At 66.7% G+C, this 18,468-nt stretch carries 2 protein-coding genes and 3 pseudogenes; 3 read left to right on the top strand and 2 right to left on the bottom strand.

The window, feature by feature from the left end; all coding sequences use genetic code 11:
• Positions 1–321: pseudogene (locus tag A5625_RS05415) on the bottom strand (AMP-binding protein); the annotation flags it as partial.
• A gap of 10 nt (positions 322–331) precedes the next feature.
• Here A5625_RS05415 and A5625_RS30700 point away from each other — a divergent pair.
• The 3 genes and pseudogenes from A5625_RS30700 to A5625_RS30705 all read left to right on the top strand — a co-directional run.
• Positions 332–5,749: pseudogene (locus tag A5625_RS30700) on the top strand (amino acid adenylation domain-containing protein); the annotation flags it as partial.
• Entirely contained in the window at positions 5,736–17,900 is a 12,165-nt protein-coding gene (locus A5625_RS29505; RefSeq protein WP_066989838.1) for a non-ribosomal peptide synthetase, read from the top strand. The pseudogene A5625_RS30700 and the gene A5625_RS29505, both read left to right, overlap by 14 nt.
• Before the next feature lie 270 nt (positions 17,901–18,170).
• Positions 18,171–18,338: pseudogene (locus tag A5625_RS30705) on the top strand (hypothetical protein); the annotation flags it as partial.
• A 23-nt stretch (positions 18,339–18,361) separates the two neighbouring features.
• Here the strand turns inward: A5625_RS30705 and A5625_RS30710 are convergent.
• Complete coding sequence (locus A5625_RS30710; protein ID WP_369829983.1) at positions 18,362–18,436, bottom strand: hypothetical protein; 75 nt, start codon at positions 18,434–18,436, stop codon at positions 18,362–18,364.
• Positions 18,437–18,468: the final 32 nt, after the last annotated feature.

Consider the following 18,468-nt stretch of genomic DNA (forward strand, 5'->3'; position numbering starts at 1 on the left):
CGGGCCGCCGAACGGACAGGCCACGAATCGCGAAGCAGTTAAAGGACTTTGGCGCACATACCCGACAGCGACGCCGCCGCCGGCCACATACAATTCACCGACCATCCCGATCGGCACCGGGCGCAGCCACCCGTCCAACACAAACAACGCCGCGGTGGGCACCGGCGCACCGATCGGTGGCGCACCCGCCCCGGCCGTCAACGGCGCAGTCCTGGACGCACACACGGTGGTCTCGGTCGGACCGTAGGCGTTGACCATGACCCGACCCGGCGCCCACCGATCGACCACCTCGGCCGGACACGCCTCACCGGCCACCAGCAATGACATCGCGTCCAGGACTGCGCCGTTGACGGCCGGGGCGGGTGCGCCACCGATCGGTGCGCCGGTGCCCACCGCGGCGTTGTTTGTGTTGGACGGGTGGCTGCGCCCGGTGCCGATCGGGATGGTCGGTGAATTGTATGTGGCCGGCGGCGGCGTCGCTGTCGGGTATGTGCGCCAAAGTCCTTTAACTGCTTCGCGATTCGTGGCCTGTCCGTTCGGCGGCCCGGGGTCACGGATGTATCGCACCGGGGACCTGGTGCGCTGGGGTCCCGACGGGCAACTGCACTACCTCGGGCGCGCCGACGAACAGGTCAAGATCCGCGGCTACCGCGTCGAACTCGGCGAAATTCAAACCGCACTAACAGCATTGGACGGCGTCGACCAGACCGTCGTCATCGCCCGCGAAGACCGCCCCGGCGACAAACGCCTGGTCGGCTACATCACCGGCAGCGCAGACCCAGCTCAGGCGCGGACCGCCCTGGCCGATCGCCTCCCGGCCTACATGGTGCCGGCCGTGGTGGTAGCGCTCGACGCTCTCCCCATCACCCCCAACGGCAAACTCGACACCCGCGCCCTACCCGCTCCGGAATACACCGGGAGCGGCTATCGCGTCCCGGGCGATCCGGTCGAGGAGATCCTGGTCGATATCTACGCCGATGTGCTCGGTGTGCGGCGGATAGGTGTCGACGACTCGTTCTTCGATTTGGGCGGCGACAGCATCTTGGCGATGCGCCTGATCGCGGCGATCAACGCCGGCTTGGACGCCGACCTTTCGGTGCGTACCGTCTTCGACGCGCCCACGGTGGCTCAGCTGGCCCCGCGTATCGGTATCGGCGGAGGCGGGTTGGAGCCGTTGGTGGCCGGCGCCCGTCCGCAGAACGTGCCGTTGTCGTTTGCCCAGTCCCGGTTGTGGTTCCTCGATCAGTTACAAGGCCCCTCGCCCGTCTACAACATCGCGGTGGCGCTGCGGTTGGGCGGGGACCTCGATGCCGAGGCGTTGGGCGCCGCACTAGCCGACGTGGTGGCCCGCCACGAGAGCCTGCGCACCCTGGTCGTCGCCCCCGAGGGGATTCCTAAGCAGCTGGTGCTCCCGGTCGAGCGGGTTGAGCTGGATTGGCAGATCGTTGAAGCCGGCAGCTGGGGTCCCACCCGGATAGACGATGCCGTGCAGGACGCGGCGCGCCATCCCTTCGACTTGGCAACCGAAATCCCAGTGCGGGCAACGCTTTTCCGTCTCGCCACGGACGAACACGTGCTGGTGACGGTGGTCCATCACATCGCCGCCGACGGCTGGTCGATAACCCCGCTGGCACGCGATCTGGGGGTGGCCTATGCGGCCCGGTGCAGCGGGCAAGCCCCGCAGTGGACGCCCCTGCCGGTGCAGTACGTCGACTACACGCTGTGGCAGCGCGCCCAATTCGGCGATCTGGCCGACACCCACAGTCGCATCGGTGCGCAGCTGGCCAATTGGGAGCGGGAGCTGGCCGGGCTGCCCGAGCGGCTGCAGTTGCCCACCGATCGACCCTATCCGCTGGTCGCCGATCAGCGAGGCGCCAGTGTAGCGCTGGAGTGGCCCGCAGCGGTGCAACAGCGAGTGGCCGCCGTCGCCGCCGAGCACAACGCCACCAGTTTTATGGTGGTGCAAGCCGCTTTGGCGGTGCTGCTGGCCAAGCTCAGTGCCAGTTCCGATGTGGCGGTGGGTTTTCCGATCGCGGGGCGGCGTGATCCCGCGCTCGACGAGTTGGTGGGGTTCTTCGTCAACACCTTGGTGCTGCGCGTCGACGTGAGCGGTGATCCCACCGTGGCCGAGGTGCTGGCCCAGGTGCGAGCCCGCAGCCTGGCCGCCTACGAAAACCAAGACGTGCCTTTCGAAGTCCTTGTGGACCGGCTGAATCCGACCCGCAACCTGACCCATCACCCACTCGTGCAGGTCGTGTTGGCCTGGCAGAACTTCGCCGGGGACCCGGCCGCCGAGCTGGGCCTGGGTGATCTGGAGGTCGCCTCGTTACCGGTGAACACCCAGACCGCTCGCATGGACCTGACACTCTCACTGTCCGAACGCTGGACCCGGGCCGGTGCGCCCGCCGGAATAAGCGGGGCGGTCGAGTTCCGCACCGATGTCTTCGACCCCGACACCATCGAGGCGTTCATCGCCCGGTGGCAGCGGGTGTTGGTGGCCATGACCGCCGACCCCAACCGCACGTTGTCATCGATCGACCTGCTCGACGAGCCTGAGCATGCCCGGCTGGCAGAGCTGGGCAACCGGGCGGCGTTGGCCCGGCCGGCCGGCCCAAGGACGTCCATACCGATGTTGTTCGCCGAACACGTGGCCCGCACACCAGGGGCCGTGGCGGTCACCGCCGAGGGCCAGTCGATGACCTACCGCGAGCTTGATCAGGCCGCGAACCGGTTGACGCATATGTTGGCGGCCCACGCCGTGGGCCCGGGTCGTTTTGTGGCGCTGCTGTTTTCCCGCTCGGCCGAGGCGATCGTGGCGATCCTGGCCGTGCTCAAGACCGGGGCGGCGTACTTGGCGATCGACCCGGCGGTCCCCGCGGCGCGGATGCGGTTCGTGCTCAGCGACGCCGCACCGGCGGCGGTGCTCACCACCACCGAGCTTTCGGGGCGACTCGACGGGTTTGACGTGCCGGTCATCGAGGCCGACGATCCCCGCATTCCCACCTACCCCAGCACCGCACTGCCGGCGCCGGGCCCGGACAACCTCGCCTACCTGATCTACACCTCGGGCACCACCGGTGTGCCCAAAGGCGTTGCCATCACTCATCACAACGTGACCCAGCTATTGGCATCACTGGACGCCGGGCTGCCCGTACCGGGCGTGTGGACGCATAGTCACTCGTTGGCCTTCGACGTCTCGGTGTGGGAGATCTTCGGTCCGCTACTGCGCGGTGGGCGCGTGGTGGTGGTGCCCGAACCGGTGGCCGGCTCGCCGGAGGACTTCCACCAGCTGCTGGTCGCTGAACAGGTCAGCGTGCTGACCCAGACCCCCTCGGCGTTGGCCATGTTGTCCCCGCAGGGGTTGCAGTCGACAGCGGTGGTGATAGTCGGTGAGGCCAGCTCGACTGAGGTGGTGGACCGCTGGGCGCCGGGCCGGGTGATGGTCAACGCCTATGGCCCCACCGAGACCACGATGTGTGTGGCGATCAGCACCCCATTGGCGGTGGGTGCCGGGGTAGTGCCCATCGGTGTGCCGGTCGCCGAGGCGGGGTTGTTTGTGCTGGACGGGTGGTTGCATCCGGTGCCCGCCGGGGTGATCGGCGAGCTGTATGTGGCGGGCGCCGGTGTGGGGGTCGGCTATCTCGGGCGGGCCGGGTTGACCGGGTCACGCTTCGTCGCGTGCCCGTTCGGCGAGCCGGGGTCACGGATGTATCGCACCGGAGATCTGGTCCGCTGGGGGCCCGATGGGCAGCTGCAATATCTGGGGCGCGCCGACGAACAGGTCAAGATCCGCGGCTACCGCATCGAACTCGGCGAAATCCAAACCGCGCTAAGCACATTGGACGGCGTCGACCAAGCCGTCGTCATCGCCCGCGAAGACCGCCCCGGCGACAAACGCCTAGTCGGCTACATCACCGGCACCGCCAACCCCACCCAGGCGCGGACCGCCCTGGCCGAGCGGCTCCCCGCCTACATGGTCCCGGCGGCGGTAGTGGTCATCGAGGCGCTGCCACTGACCCCCAACGGCAAACTCGACACCCGCGCCCTGCCCGCACCGGAATACGCCGTCGCCGGGTATCGCGCCGCGAGTGACCCGGTTGAGGAGATTCTGGCCGGCATCTACGCCGACGTGCTCGGCGTAGACCGGGTCGGTGTCGATGACTCCTTCTTCGACTTGGGTGGCGACAGCATCCTGTCGATGCAGGTGGTGGCGCGGGCCCGGGCGGCCGGGGTGCTGTGTCGGCCGCGCGACGTCTTCGTCGAGCAGACCGTGGCCCGGCTGGCCCGGGTGGCCACGGTCGCCGACGAAGCGGATAGACCGGACGACACGGGTATCGGGACGGTGACCGCGACGCCGATCATGCGCTGGCTGCAATCCGTGGACGGCCCGATCGAGGAGTTCAATCAGACGGCGATAGTGCGAGCGCCGTTGGGAGTCACCGAGTCTGACGTCGTGGCGGTGTTGCAGGCGTTGCTGGACCGGCATGCGATGTTGCGGCTGCGCGTGGACGGCGACGGCGCCGGGGGCTGGTCGCTGTGGGTGCCCGAGGCCGGTGCGGTGGACGCGGCCGCGACTCTGCAACGGGTCGACGCGCTCTCGGCTGAGGCCTTGGCGACGGCCCGGGCCCGGCTCAACCCCGACACCGGCGCCATGCTCAGCGCCTTGTGGGTGGCCGACACCGGCGAATTGGCGGTGATCGTTCACCACCTGGCCATCGACGGGGTGTCCTGGCGAATCCTGTTGGAAGACCTCAACATTGCCTGGGCTCAATACCACAGCGGCCAACCGATCGACCTGCCGGCAGGCGGCACCTCGTTCGCGCGATGGTCGGCGCTGCTCGCCGAACACGCGCGCGCCGCGACGGTGGTCGACCTTGCCAGGCCATGGCGGCAGGTGGCCGCCGCGCCGGCGCTATTGCCGGCGCCGCAACCCACTGTCGATACCTACGCCAGTGCCGGGCAGTTGTCGGTACAGCTGGACACCGGGACCACCGAAATCCTGCTCGCCGAGGTGCCCGCAGCGTTTCACGCCGGCATTCAGGACATCTTGTTGATCGCGTTCGGGATGGCGCTCGCGGAGTTCTTCGGCACCACCCAGATCGGCATCGACGTCGAAGGCCACGGCCGCCACGAGGAACTGGCCGCCGAGGTCGACCTGTCCCGCACCGTGGGATGGTTCACCACCAAATACCCGGTGTCACTGACCATGGCGGGGCTGCCCTGGGCGCAAATCCTCGTGGGCGCAGCCACTTTGGGCGCGGTGATCAAGGACGCCAAAGAACAGCTCCGCGCCCTGCCCGACCCACTGTCCTACGGACTGCTGCGGTATCTGAACCCCGACGGCGAGCTGCCCCACCAAGACCCACCGATCGGATTCAACTATCTAGGACGGCTAGGGGCCGCGGCCACCGAGCTTTCCGAGGAGCTGTGGCGGATCAGCCCCGACGGCGTGTCGGCGGCCGCGGCGGCCGCGGCCATACCCATGCCGCTTGGGCACAGCGTGGAGCTCAACGCCGCCATCCGAGACACCGACACCGGTCCCCTGCTGCACGCCACCTGGACCTGGGCGCCCTCGGCACTAGACCACACCCACATCAACCGCCTGGCCCAACTCTGGTTCGACGCCCTCGCCGGCATCTGCGCCCATGTGCGCGGCGGTGGCGGCGGCCTGACCCCGTCGGACATCGCACTTGCCGGACTGAGCCAGCAACAGATCGACGAGCTGGAGCGCCAATATGCGGATCGCTGACGTTTTGCCGTTGACTCCCTTACAGCAGGGACTGTTCTTTCATGCCAGCACCGCACAGGGGCACGGCGACGACGTTTATGCGTCTCAGCTAGACATCACCGTGACCGGCACGCTCGACCCCGACCGGTTGCGCGACGCCGTACAGACCGCGATCAACCGGCATCCCCACCTGGCGGCCCGCTTCTTCGAACGCTTCGGCGAGCCGGTGCAGATCATCCCGGCCGATCCAGCGCCCGGATGGCGGTATATCGAACTCGATGCCGCCGGCGACGCCGACATCGACGAGATCCAGCACATTTGTGCAAGCGAACGTGCCGCGGTGTGCGATCTGGCCGCGGGGCCGGCCTTTCGGGTGGCCGTCATCCGCACCGCATCCGAGCAGTACCGGTTGGTGCTGACCAATCACCACATCGTCCTCGATGGTTGGTCGATGCCGATCCTGTTGCAGGAAATCTTTTCCGCCTACTACGGGCAGCGGCTGCCCGCGGCCGCGTCGTATCGGGCGTTTGCCTCCTGGCTGGCCGCACGTGACATGGAAGCCGCCCACAGCGCTTGGCGTTCGGTGTTGGCCGGCTTCGATACGCCCACCCTGGTCGGCCCGCCGGATCGGTTAGGGCTCGGGCGGCGCGGGGTGGTCTCATCGCGGCTGTCCGCCCACACCACCCACGCACTGGGCGAGTTGGCCCGCGCGCACCACACCACCGTCAACACCGTGCTGCAAGCGGGTTTTGCGCAACTGCTGACCTGGCTGACCGGCCAGCACGATGTCGCGTTCGGCACCGCGGTCTCGGGTAGGCCGGCCGAGCTGGCCGGTGCGGAATCGATGGTCGGCCTGTTCATCAACACCGTGCCGGTGCGGGCGCGCATCACACCGGCCAGCACCACCGCCGACCTGCTGGACCAGATGCAGACGGCCTACGCGGACACGCTGGAACACCAGCATTTGGCACTCAGCGAAATTCACCGAATCACCGGTCAGGACAAGCTGTTCGACACCTTGTTCGTGTTGGAAAACTATCCCGTCGACACCGCGGCCCTGGCCGGCGGCGACCACCAGCTGGCTATCACCGAGTTCACCGGCCGCGAGTACAACCACTACCCCCTGACAGTGCAAGCCACGCCGGGCCGAGAACTTGGGCTGCGCGCCGAGTACGACACCGACGTGTTCGACGCCGACAGCATTCAGGCGCTGATCGACCGGTTCCAGCGGGTGCTGGTGGCGATGACCGCCGACCCGGACCGGCGGCTGTCGTCGATCGATCTGCTCGACGCCAGTGAGGTTGCCCGGTTGGACGCCGTCGGCAACCGCGCCGCGCTGACCCGATCGGGGCCGCCGCCGGTGTCGGTTCCGGCGCTGTTCGCTGAACAGGTGGCCCGCGCCCCGGAGGCGGTGGCGGTGACCTTCGAGGGCCGCTCGATGACCTATCGGGAACTCGAGGAGGCCGCTAACCGGTTGGCGCACTACCTGATTGGCCATGGGGTCAGCGCCGGGCAGCGGGTGGCCTTGCTGTTGGAACGTTCGCCCTCGGCCATCGTCGCGATGCTGGCGGTGTTGAAGACCGGCGCGACGTATCTGGCCATCGACCCGGCGTTGCCGGGCGCGCGGATCGATTTCATGATGGCGGATGCCGCGCCCGTGGCCGTCATCAGCACCACCGACCTGGGTGGCCGAATAGCCGCCCACGACCTGCTAACCATCGACGTCAACGACCCAGGCGTCGATGCCCAACCGAGCACGGCATTGCCCACGCCGGATCCCGGCCATATCGCTTACCTGATCTACACCTCGGGCACCACCGGCGTGCCCAAAGGCGTGGCGATCAGCCACCACAATCTGACCCATCTGGCGCATTCGCAGCCCGTACATCTGCCGTCGAAACAGGTTTGGACACAGTGCCATTCATATGCGTTCGACTTCTCGGTGTGGGAGATCTGGGCCGCGCTGCTCACCGGCGGCCGGTTGGTGGTGGTGCCCGATTCGGTGGTGAACTCACCGCAGGACTTTCACGCCATGCTGCTCAGCGAACGGGTCAACGTGTTGACCCAGACGCCGTCGGCGGTGGTAGCCCTGCCGGCCGACGGGCTGGAGTCGGTGGCATTGCTGCTCGGCGGTGAGGCGTGTCCGGCCGAGGTGGTCGACCGGTGGGCGCCGGGGCGAGTGGTGATCAACGCCTACGGCCCAACCGAGACAACGGTGTACGCGTCGATGAGTGCGTTGGCGGCGGGAGTGGGGACGCCGCCGATCGGTGCGCCGGTGCCGACCGCGGCGGTGTTCGTGCTGGACGGGTGGTTGCGTCCGGTGCCGATCGGGGTGGTCGGCGAGTTGTATGTGGCCGGTGCCGGCGTCGGCGTCGGGTACCTCGGTAGGGCCGGGTTGACCGGATCGCGGTTCATCGCGTGTCCCTTCGGAGTGCCTGGAGCGCGGATGTATCGCACCGGGGATCTGGTGCGGTGGCGGGCCGATGGCCAGCTGCACTACCTCGGGCGCGCCGACGAGCAGGTCAAAATTCGCGGCTACCGCATCGAACTCGGTGAGATCCAGGCAGCCCTCATCGAGCTGGACGGAGTCGAGCAGGCGGTCGTCATCACCCGCGAGGACCGCCCCGGCGATAAGCGGCTGGTCGGCTATTTCACCGGGACCGCAGACCCGGTCGAGGCGCGCGCCGCGCTGGCCGACCGGCTTCCGGCGTACATGGTGCCGGCCACGGTCATGGCCATCGAGACGCTGCCGCTGACCCCGAGCGGGAAACTCGACACCCGCGCCCTCCCGACACCGGAATACTCCGGCAACGGATTTCGCAACGCGGCCACCCAGGTGGAGGAGATTCTGGCCGGCATCTATGCCCAGGTACTCGGGATGGAACGGGTCGGAATCGATGACTCCTTCTTCGACCTGGGCGGGGATTCGCTGTCGGCGATGCGCCTGATCGCTGCGATCAACACCGGCCTGGATGCCAATCTTTCGGTGCGTACCGTCTTCGAAGCGCCCACGGTGGCTCAGCTGGCCCCACGCATCGGCGTGGGTTCACGTCGGCTTGAGCCATTGGTGCCGGCCGAGCGGCCTGCGGTGGTGCCGTTGTCGTTCGCCCAGCAGCGGTTGTGGTTCCTCGACCAATTGCAGGGTCCCTCCCCCGTTTACAACATGGCGGCGGCGTTGCGGTTGCGCGGGCTCCTTGATGCCGAGGCTCTGGGTGCGGCGTTGGCCGACGTGGTGGGCCGGCAAGAGACGCTGCGCACGCTGTTTGTGGCACCTGATGGGATTCCACAGCAGCTGGTCGTTTCTGCCGAGCATGCTGATGCGCATTGGGACGTTGTCGACGCCGGCGGCTGGTCGACGGATCGGCTGGGTGAGGCGATCCGCTCTGTGGCGCAACATAATTTTGATTTGTCCACTGAGATCCCTTTGCGGACAACACTTTTCCGACTGGCCGATGACGAACACGTGCTGGTGGCCGTGGTGCACCATATCGCCGCTGACGGCTGGTCGGTCACCCCGCTGGTGGCCGATCTGGGGGTGGCCTATGCCCGCCGGTGTGCTGGCCTGGCGCCCGACTGGCCGCCGCTGCCGGTGCAGTACATCGATTACACGCTGTGGCAGCGCGCGCAGCTTGGTGATCTGGCCGATGGCGATAGCCGCATCGCCGCGCAGCTGGCCTATTGGGAGCAGGCGCTGGCCGGGCTACCCGAACGGCTGCAGCTGCCCACCGATCGGCCCTATCCGCCGGTCGCCGATCAGCGCGGCGCCAGTGTGATGGTGGACTGGCCGGCGGAGTTGCAGCAGCAGATTGCTCGGGTGGCCCGCGAGCACAATGCGACCAGTTTCATGGTGATGCAGGCCGGCCTGGCGGTGCTGTTGTCGAAGATCAGCGCCAGTTCCGATGTGGCGGTGGGGTTCCCGATCGCCGGGCGTAATGACCCAGCGCTCGATGAGTTGGTGGGTTTTTTCGTCAACACCTTGGTGCTGCGAGTCGATCTGACAGGTGATCAGACTGTCGCAGAGCTGCTGGCCCAGGTGCGCCAGCGCAGCCTGGCCGCCTACGAACACCAAGACGTGCCCTTCGAAGTGCTTGTGGAGCGACTCAACCCGACGCGGAACCTGACCCATCACCCGCTAGTGCAAGTGGCGTTGGCCTGGCAGAACAACGAGCCCGCGAACCTGACACTGGGTGATCTGCAGGTTAGGTCGCTGCCGATCGACACCCGCACTGCCCGTATGGATTTGGCGTTTTCATTGGCCGAACGCTTCAGTGAGGCCGGTGAGCCCGCCGGGATCGGCGGAGCGGTGGAGTTCCGCACCGATGTGTTCGATCTGGGCACCGTTGAGGTGTTGATCGCACGGTTGTTGCGGGTGTTGGTGGCAATGGTTGCTGATCCGGGGCGGCGGGTCGCGTCGGTGGATCTGCTCGATGAGGGTGAGCAGGCCCGGCTCGAGGAGTTCGGACAGCGCGCGGTGTTGACCCGGCCCGCGCCTGCCGCGGTGTCGATTCCAGAGGCGTTCGCCCAACACGTGACCGGCTGCCCGGAGGCGGTCGCGATCAGCTGCGGTGAGCGTTCGTGGACCTATCGCGAACTCGACCAAGCCGCCAACCGGTTGGCGCATCTGCTGGCCGGCCATGGCGTGGGCCCGCGACAGTGTGTGGCGCTGCTGTTTTCGCGTTCAGCCGAGGCGATCGTCGCGATGCTGGCGGTCCTGAAAACCGGGGCGGCCTACCTGCCGATCGACCCGGCGCTGCCGGCGGCGCGGATCGAGTTCATGATCGCCGATGGCGCGCCGATCACCGCGCTCACCACCGCCGAACTGCGCCCGCGGCTTAACGGGTGCGACGTGGCGGTCATCGAGGTCGGCGATCCCGCCATCGCCACCCAACCCAGCACCGCCTTGCCGGGGCCCGATCCCGCCGATATCGCGTACCTGATCTACACCTCGGGCACCACCGGTGTGCCCAAAGGGGTGGCCATCACCCACCACAACGTGACCCGGCTGCTGACATCACTAGACACCTGGGCGACACCGGAACAGGTGTGGGCGCAGTGGCATTCGCTGGCCTTCGACGCCTCCGTTGAAGAGATCTGGGGTGCGCTGCTCCACGGTGGACGCCTGGTGGTGGTGCCCGAGTCGGTGGCCAGCTCAGCACACGACCTCCACGCCCTGCTACTCGCCGAGCGGGTCAGCGTCTTGAGTCAAACCCCGTCGGCGGTGGCGACGCTGTCGCCGCAGGGACTGGAGTCGATGGCGCTGCTGGTGGCCGGTGAGCCCTGCCCGGCCGAGGTCGTCAACCAGTGGGCGCCGCACCGCAGGATGGTCAACGCCTACGGCCCCACCGAGACCACGATATGTGCGGCCAGGACGGCGCCGTTGACCGCCGGGGCCGGCGCCCCGCCGATCGGCGCGCCGGTGCCCACCGCGGCGCTGTTCGTGCTCGACGGGTGGTTACACCCGGTACCGATCGGGGTGCTCGGCGAGCTATATGTGGCCGGCGCCGGCGTCGGGCTCGGTTATCTGCGGCGCAGTCCCCTAACGGCCTCGCGGTTTGTGGCCTGCCCCTTCGGGGCGCCCGGAACACGGATGTATCGCACCGGGGATCTGGTGCGCTGGCGTCCCGACGGGCAGCTGCAATACGTCGGGCGCGCCGATCAACAAGTCAACATCCGCGGCTACCGCATCGAACTCGGCGAAATCCAGACCGCCCTGGCCGCACTGGACGGAGTCGAGCACGCCGCGGTGATCACCCGCGAAGACCACCCCGGCGCCAAGCGCCTCATCGGCTACATCACCGGCACCGCAAACCCCACTCAAGCACGCGCCGCCCTGGCCCAACAGCTCCCCGCCTACATGATCCCCGCCGCAGTCGTCGCACTCGAAACGCTGCCCCTCACCCCCACCGGCAAACTCGACACCCACGCCCTGCCGGCACCTGAACACACCACCGGCCAATACCGCGCCCCCAGTAACCCGGTAGAACAAATCCTGGCCCACACCTACGCCCAAGTCCTCGGGCTCGACCGGGTTGGAGTCGACGACTCATTCTTCGAGCTGGGCGGCGACAGCATTTTGTCGATGCAGGTGGTGGCGCGGGCCCGCGCGGCCGGGGTTCTGTGTCGGCCGCGCGATGTTTTCGTCGAGCAGACTGTGGCCGGGCTGGCCCGGGTAGCCGCCTTGGCCGACGGTGAAGCTGACGCGATCGATGAGGGCATTGGGCAGCTGCCAGCGACCCCGATCATGTGTTGGCTCGGAAGCATCGATGGCCCGGTGCAGCAGTTCAACCAGACGATGGTGGTGCAGGCTCCCGCGGGGGTGACCGAGGCCGACGTGGTAGCGGTGTTGCAGGCCTTGGTGGATCGGCATGCCATGCTTCGACTTCGCGTCGACGACGACGCTGGGGCGTGGTCGTTGACGGTGCCCGAGGCGGGGTCGGTGGATGCCCGCGAGTGCCTGCAATCGGTGGACGAATTGTGCGATGCGGCGTTGGTGGGGGCGCGGTCGCGGTTGAACCCGGCCGCCGGCGTGATGGTGAGCGCGCTGTGGGTGGCTTCGGCGCGCCAATTGGCGTTGATCATTCATCATCTGGCCATCGACGCGGTGTCGTGGCGGATTTTGTTGGAGGACTTGAACATCGCCTGGGCCCAGCACCGCGGCGGGCAGCCGGTGGTGTTGCCGCCGACCGGGACGTCTTTTGCCCGGTGGGCTGAGCTTCTCACTGAACACGCCCGGTCCTCGAAAGTCGTTGCCCAGGCACAAATGTGGAAGCACGTGGCGGCGACCCCTGCCGTGCTGCCCGCGGTGCAGCCGGCGGTGGATACCTATGCAAGCGCCGGGCACTTGTCGGTGTCGCTGGATGATGTTGACACGACCCGCATGCTTTTGACTGAGGTGCCCGCGGCATTTCATGCCGGGATACACGACATTCTGCTGATCTCGCTTGGCTTGGCGGTGGCGGAGTTTTCGAGCAACGGCGGCGCGCCGATCGGCATCGACGTCGAGGGCCACGGGCGCGCCGAGGAACTGGCCGCCGATGTTGACCTGTCCCGCACCGTGGGGTGGTTCACCACCAAATATCCGGTGTCGTTGGCGATGGGTGGGCTGTCTTGGGTGCAGGTGGTTACCGGTGAGGCCGCACTGGGGACGGTGATCAAGGACGCGAAAGAACAGCTTCGCGCCCTTCCCGACGGCCTGAGTTACGGTGTGCTGCGTTACCTGAACAGCGATGTTGACCTGGACGGGTCTGACCCGCCGATCGGGTTCAACTATTTTGGGCGTCAGGGCGCCCCCGGGACTGGTCTGGACGAAGATCTTTGGCAGATCTCCCAGGACGGGTCGTCAGTCACCAGCGCGGCAATGGCGATACCCATGCCGCTGATCCACACCGTTGATGTCAACGCCGTCACCATCGACACCGACGCCGGTCCGCAGCTGCACGCTACCTGGACATGGGCGCCCTCCGCACTAGATCACGTGCAGGTCAGCCGGCTGAGCCGGCTGTGGTTTGAGGCCCTGTCCGGTATCTGCGCACATGTGCGAAATGGTGGGGGCGGGCTGACCCCGTCGGATATCGCGCCGGCCCGGCTGGGCCAACACCAGATCGATGAGCTTTACCATCACTATGAGATCGCCGACATACTGCCGTTGACTCCCTTGCAGCAGGGTCTGCTGTTCCACGCCAGCACCGTGCAGGGCAACGACGACGATGCGTATGCGGCGCAGCTGGCTTTCACCATGATCGGCCCGCTTGACCCGCAGCGGCTGCGCGATGCGGTGCACGCGGTGGTCACCCGGCATCCCAACCTGGTGGCCCGATTCTGCCAGCGGTTCGACGAGCCGGTACAGATCATCCCGGCCGATCCGGTGCCGGGGTGGCGGTATGTCGACCTGGCCGGTGGCCCTGAGCTCGATGACGTCGATGTCGAGGAGCAGATCGCGCGGGTGTGCGCCGACGAACGTGCCGCGGTCTGCGATCTGGCCGATCAGCCGGCCTTTCGGCTGGCTTTACTGCGCATTGCGGCGGATCGGCACCGGTTGGTGCTGACCAATCATCACATCGTGCTCGATGGCTGGTCGCTGCCGATCCTGCTGGGCGAGATATTCGCCGGTTATCGCGGGCAGCGGCTGGGCGCAGCCGGGTCGTATCGCCGGTATGTGACCTGGTTACGCGGTCGTGACCTGGAGGCCGCGCGCGTGGCCTGGCGTGAGGTGTTGGCCGGTTTTGACACCCCCACGTTGGTGGGCCCGCCGGGCCGGTTAAAGCAAGGACCGCGAGGCGATGCCGTGTTTCGGGTGCCTGAGCAGATCACGCGGGCCGTTAGCGAGCTGGCGCGCTCGTGTCATACCACCGTCAACACCGTGTTGCAGGGCGCCTTCGCGCAGCTGCTGATGTGGTTGACCGGTCAGCACGATATCGCCTTCGGCACTACGGTCTCGGGGCGGCCGGCCGAGGTAGCCGGTGCTGAATCGATGGTGGGCCTGTTGATCAACACTGTGCCGGTGCGGGCGAACGTCACGGCGGCAACCACCACCGCGCAGCTGCTCGACCAGCTGCAAGGCGCCTACAACGACACACTCGAGCACCAGCATCTGGCGCTTGCGGAGATCCACCGCGTCACCGGTCAACAGCAGCTGTTCGACACCGTTTTCGTGTACGAGAACTATCCGTTCGACACCGGCGCGTTGGCGGGTGCCGACGAGTTGGCCATCACCGATGTCACCGGCCGGGTAGCCAACCACTACCCGTTAGTGGTGGAGGCCTCGCCGGGCAGCGAGCTGGGTCTTCGCGTCGGATACGACACCGATGTTTTCGACGCGGCCAGTATCGAGATGCTGATCGAACGGTTGCAGAAGGTGATGGTGGCGATGACCGCCGACCCCACCCGGCGGCTCTCGTCGGTGGATCTGCTCGATGATCCTGAGTACGCCCGGCTGGATGGATGGGGCAACCGGGCGGTGTTGACCCAGTCCGCAACCAGCGGTGCATCGATTCCGGTGTTGTTCGCCGCGCAGGTGGCCCGCACCCCGGAGGCGGTGGCGCTGAGCTTCGAAGGCCGCTCCATGACATACCGCGAGCTCGATGAAGCCGTCACCCGGTTGGCGCATCTGTTGGCCGGCCAGGGTGCGGGCCCGGGCGAGCGTGTGGCGCTGCTGCTTTCCCGTTCGGGCGAGGCCATCGTGGCGGTTTTAGCGGTGCTGAAAACCGGGGCGGCTTATCTGGCGATCGACCCGGCGGTGCCGGCGGCCCGGATGGAGTTCATGGTTGCCGACGCCGCGCCGATCGCCGCGATCACCACCACCGAGCTTGCCGACCGGCTCGACGGATATGACCTGGTGGTCATCGATGTCAGTGATATTGAGGGCACCGCTGTTGACACCCAACCCAGCGCCGCACTGTCGGCGCCGAGTCCGGATGATATCGCGTACCTCATCTACACCTCCGGCACCACCGGTGTCCCCAAGGGCGTGGCCATCCCCCATCACAACGTGACCCAGCTGTTGGAGGTGCTGGAGGCCGAACTGGAGCTGTCGCCGGGACAGGTGTGGACGCAGTGTCATTCTTTGGCCTTCGACTTCTCGGTGTGGGAAATCTTCGGTGCGTTGTTGCACGGTGGGCGGTTGGTGGTGGTGCCCGATTCGGTGGTCCGCTCACCGGAAGACTTGCACGCGGTGCTGGTCACCGAAGAGGTCAGCGTGTTAAGCCAGACCCCCTCGGCGTTTTATGCGCTGCAGAACGTTGATACGCAGCACTGGTGGCAAAGCTCGAGCACGGCGTTTGAACGCCAGGTGACACGCTGGCTCGGCTTGTCCGTACCGCGATTACCTGAGTTGGATTATCAGCTCAAGCTGCAGACGGTGGTGTTTGGCGGTGAAGCGCTAGAACCGCAGCGTCTTAGGACGTGGTTTGACAACCACCCTGGATTCCCGCGCTTGATCAACATGTATGGCATCACCGAGACGACGGTGCATGCCTCGGTGCGGAAGATCGTCGCCGGTGACGCCGATAGCACTGCCAGTCCAATCGGGGTGCCATTGGCGCATCTTGGCTTTGTGGTGCTGGATCGCTGGTTGCGGCGGGTGCCAGCCGGTGTGGTCGGGGAGTTGTATGTGGCCGGTGCCGGGGTGGGGTACGGATATTGGCGGCGGGCGGCGTTGACGGGGTCGCGGTTTGTGGCGTGCCCGTTCGCGGCGGGACAACGTATGTATCGCACCGGAGATCTGGTGTGTTGGGGTGCTGAAGGGCGGCTGCGGTATCTGGGGCGCGCGGATGACCAGGTCAAGATCCGCGGGTATCGCATCGAGCTCGGTGAAGTTCAGGCCGCGCTGGCCGGGCTGGATGGGGTGGAACAGGCGGCGGTGATCGCTCGTGAGGACCGCCCCGGCGACAAACGGATGGTCGGCTACGTCACCGGGACAGCGGACCCGGCCCAGCTCCGGGTCGCGCTGGCCCAACGACTCCCGGCCTACATGGTTCCGGCCGCGGTGGTGGTGCTAGAGGCGTTGCCGCTGACGGTCAATGGCAAACTCGACAAACGGTTGCTGCCGGCACCGGAGTACTCCGCTGGGGAGTATCGGGCCCCGGCCACCCCCACCGAGGAGATCCTGGCCGGGATCTACGCCCGGGTGCTGGGGATCGAGCGCGTCGGGGTCGACGACTCGTTCTTCGATCTTGGCGGGGATTCGCTTTCCGCGATGCGGGTGATCGCCGAGATCAATAAAGCCCTTGATATCCACCTTCCGGTGGGCGTCATCTTCTACGCGCCATCGGTGAGAGGCCTGAGCCAGCAGTTGGGCACAAGTGCCAGCTGGGACAGCTTTGTGTCCGTGCACGGCGCCGCAAACGAGGACGACACCAGCAAGGTGCACGCCCGCGACCTCACCCTGGACAAGTTCATCGACGCCACGACGCTGGCCGCCGCGCCGGGGCTGCCGGGGCCGAGCGCCGAGGTACGGACGGTCCTGCTGACCGGGGCGACCGGCTTCCTCGGACGGTATCTGGCCCTCGAGTGGCTGGAGCGGATGGAGCTGGTCGACGGCAAGCTGATCTGCCTGGTGCGCGGCGAGACTGATGAAGAAGCGAGGAGTCGACTCGACAAGACCTTCGACAGCGGCGACCCCGGACTGCTGCGGCACTTCCAGAAACTGGCCGCCGATCATCTGGAGGTCATCGCCGGCGACAAGGGCGAAGCCTACCTGGGGCTGGACCAGCAGACCTGGCAGCGGCTGGCCGACACCGTTGATCTGATCATGGATCCCGCGGCCCTGGTCAACGGCGTCTTTCCCTACAGCGAGCTGTTCGGGCCCAACGTCGTGGGCACCGCCGAGCTGATCCGGTTCGCGCTCACCACGAAACTCAAGCCCTACAGTTACGTGTCGACTTCCGACGTGAGAACCCAGATCGATCCGTCCGCGTTCACTGAGGATGCCGACATCCGGGTCATCAGCCCCACCCGCACGAACGATGGCAGCTACGGCAACGGCTACGCCAACAGCAAGTGGGCCGGTGAGGTGCTGCTGCGCGAGGCTCACGACCTGTGCGGGCTGCCGGTCGGAGTGTTTCGCTGCGACGTGATCCTGGCCGACCCCACATACGCGGGTCAGCTCAACGTGTCGGACACGGTCACCCGGATGGTGCTGAGCCTGGTGGCCACCGGCATCGCGCCCGGCTCGTTCTTCCGGCTCGACGCCGAGGGCAACCGGCAACGCGCGCACTTTGACGGGCTGCCCGTCGGTTTCATCGCCGAGGCCATCGCCACGCTGGGTGCCCAGGTGGCCACGTCTTTAGCGGGCTTTCAGACCTATCATGTGATGAACCCGCACGACGACGGCATCGGGCCCGACGAGTATGTCGACTGGCTGATCGAGGCCGGTTACCCGATCCAGCGCATCGCTGACTTTGGGGAGTGGTTGCAGCGGTTCGAGGCCGCTCTAGGTGCCCTGCCGGATCGACAGCGCGAGCACTCGGTGCTGCAGATGTTGCGGTTGCGTCCTTCCGAGCAGTTCGAGCTTCCTGAGCCGACCCGAGGGGCGTTCGGGCCGACCGACCGATTCCGTGCTGCGGTGAAAGAAGCAAAAATCGGCCCAGACAAGAACGATCCGGACATCCCTCACGTCTCGGCCGCGATCATCCTCAAATACGTAACCGACTTGCAACTGCTCGGACTGCTTTAGCCCGCTTGAAAACGCCACCCGGCACACCCCATCAACAATCCCCGGAGGAACAAAATGCGCCGAATTGCCCTTTCGATTTATTGGGGGTTCTTGGTAATTATCCGATCCTTCAGCCTGCTGCGACAGAAATCTGCCGCAGCTTATTACACGACCCTCGGAGACGACGCCATCGACTTTCTGGATGAAGGGTACGTCGACGACTCCAAGCCGTTATGGCTCAACCTCGGTTACTGGAAAGAGGCTCGCACCTATCCCGACGCTTGCGTCGCGATGGTCGAGCTGCTGGGAACGCGCGCCGGGCTGAAACCAGGCGATGAAGTCCTCGACGTCGGCGTCGGTTTCGCCGAGCAAGACTTTGTTCTTCTCGATCGCTTCAAGGTGTCTCGGATCACGGGCATCGACATCACCCCCGTCCACATCGACAAGGGCCGGGAACGCGTCGCCAAGCGCGGGCTGGAGAATCAAATCGACCTTCGGCTCGGGTCGGCGACCGCGATGGTTCCTCCGGGTTTGAGGACGCGAAATGCCTCGCGCATGAATTCCTCACGCGTGTCGAAGTGGAATGCGC

Origin of the sequence: Mycobacterium sp. 1465703.0 (assembly GCF_001672975.1) — a bacterium.
Classification (GTDB): Bacteria; Actinomycetota; Actinomycetes; order Mycobacteriales; family Mycobacteriaceae; genus Mycobacterium.

Bases quoted from the DNA above. Each gene is read 5' to 3' on its own strand.
- A5625_RS29505 (WP_066989838.1), top strand. From the start codon at position 5,736: ATGCGGATCGCTGACGTTTTGCCGTTGACTCCCTTACAGCAGGGACTG.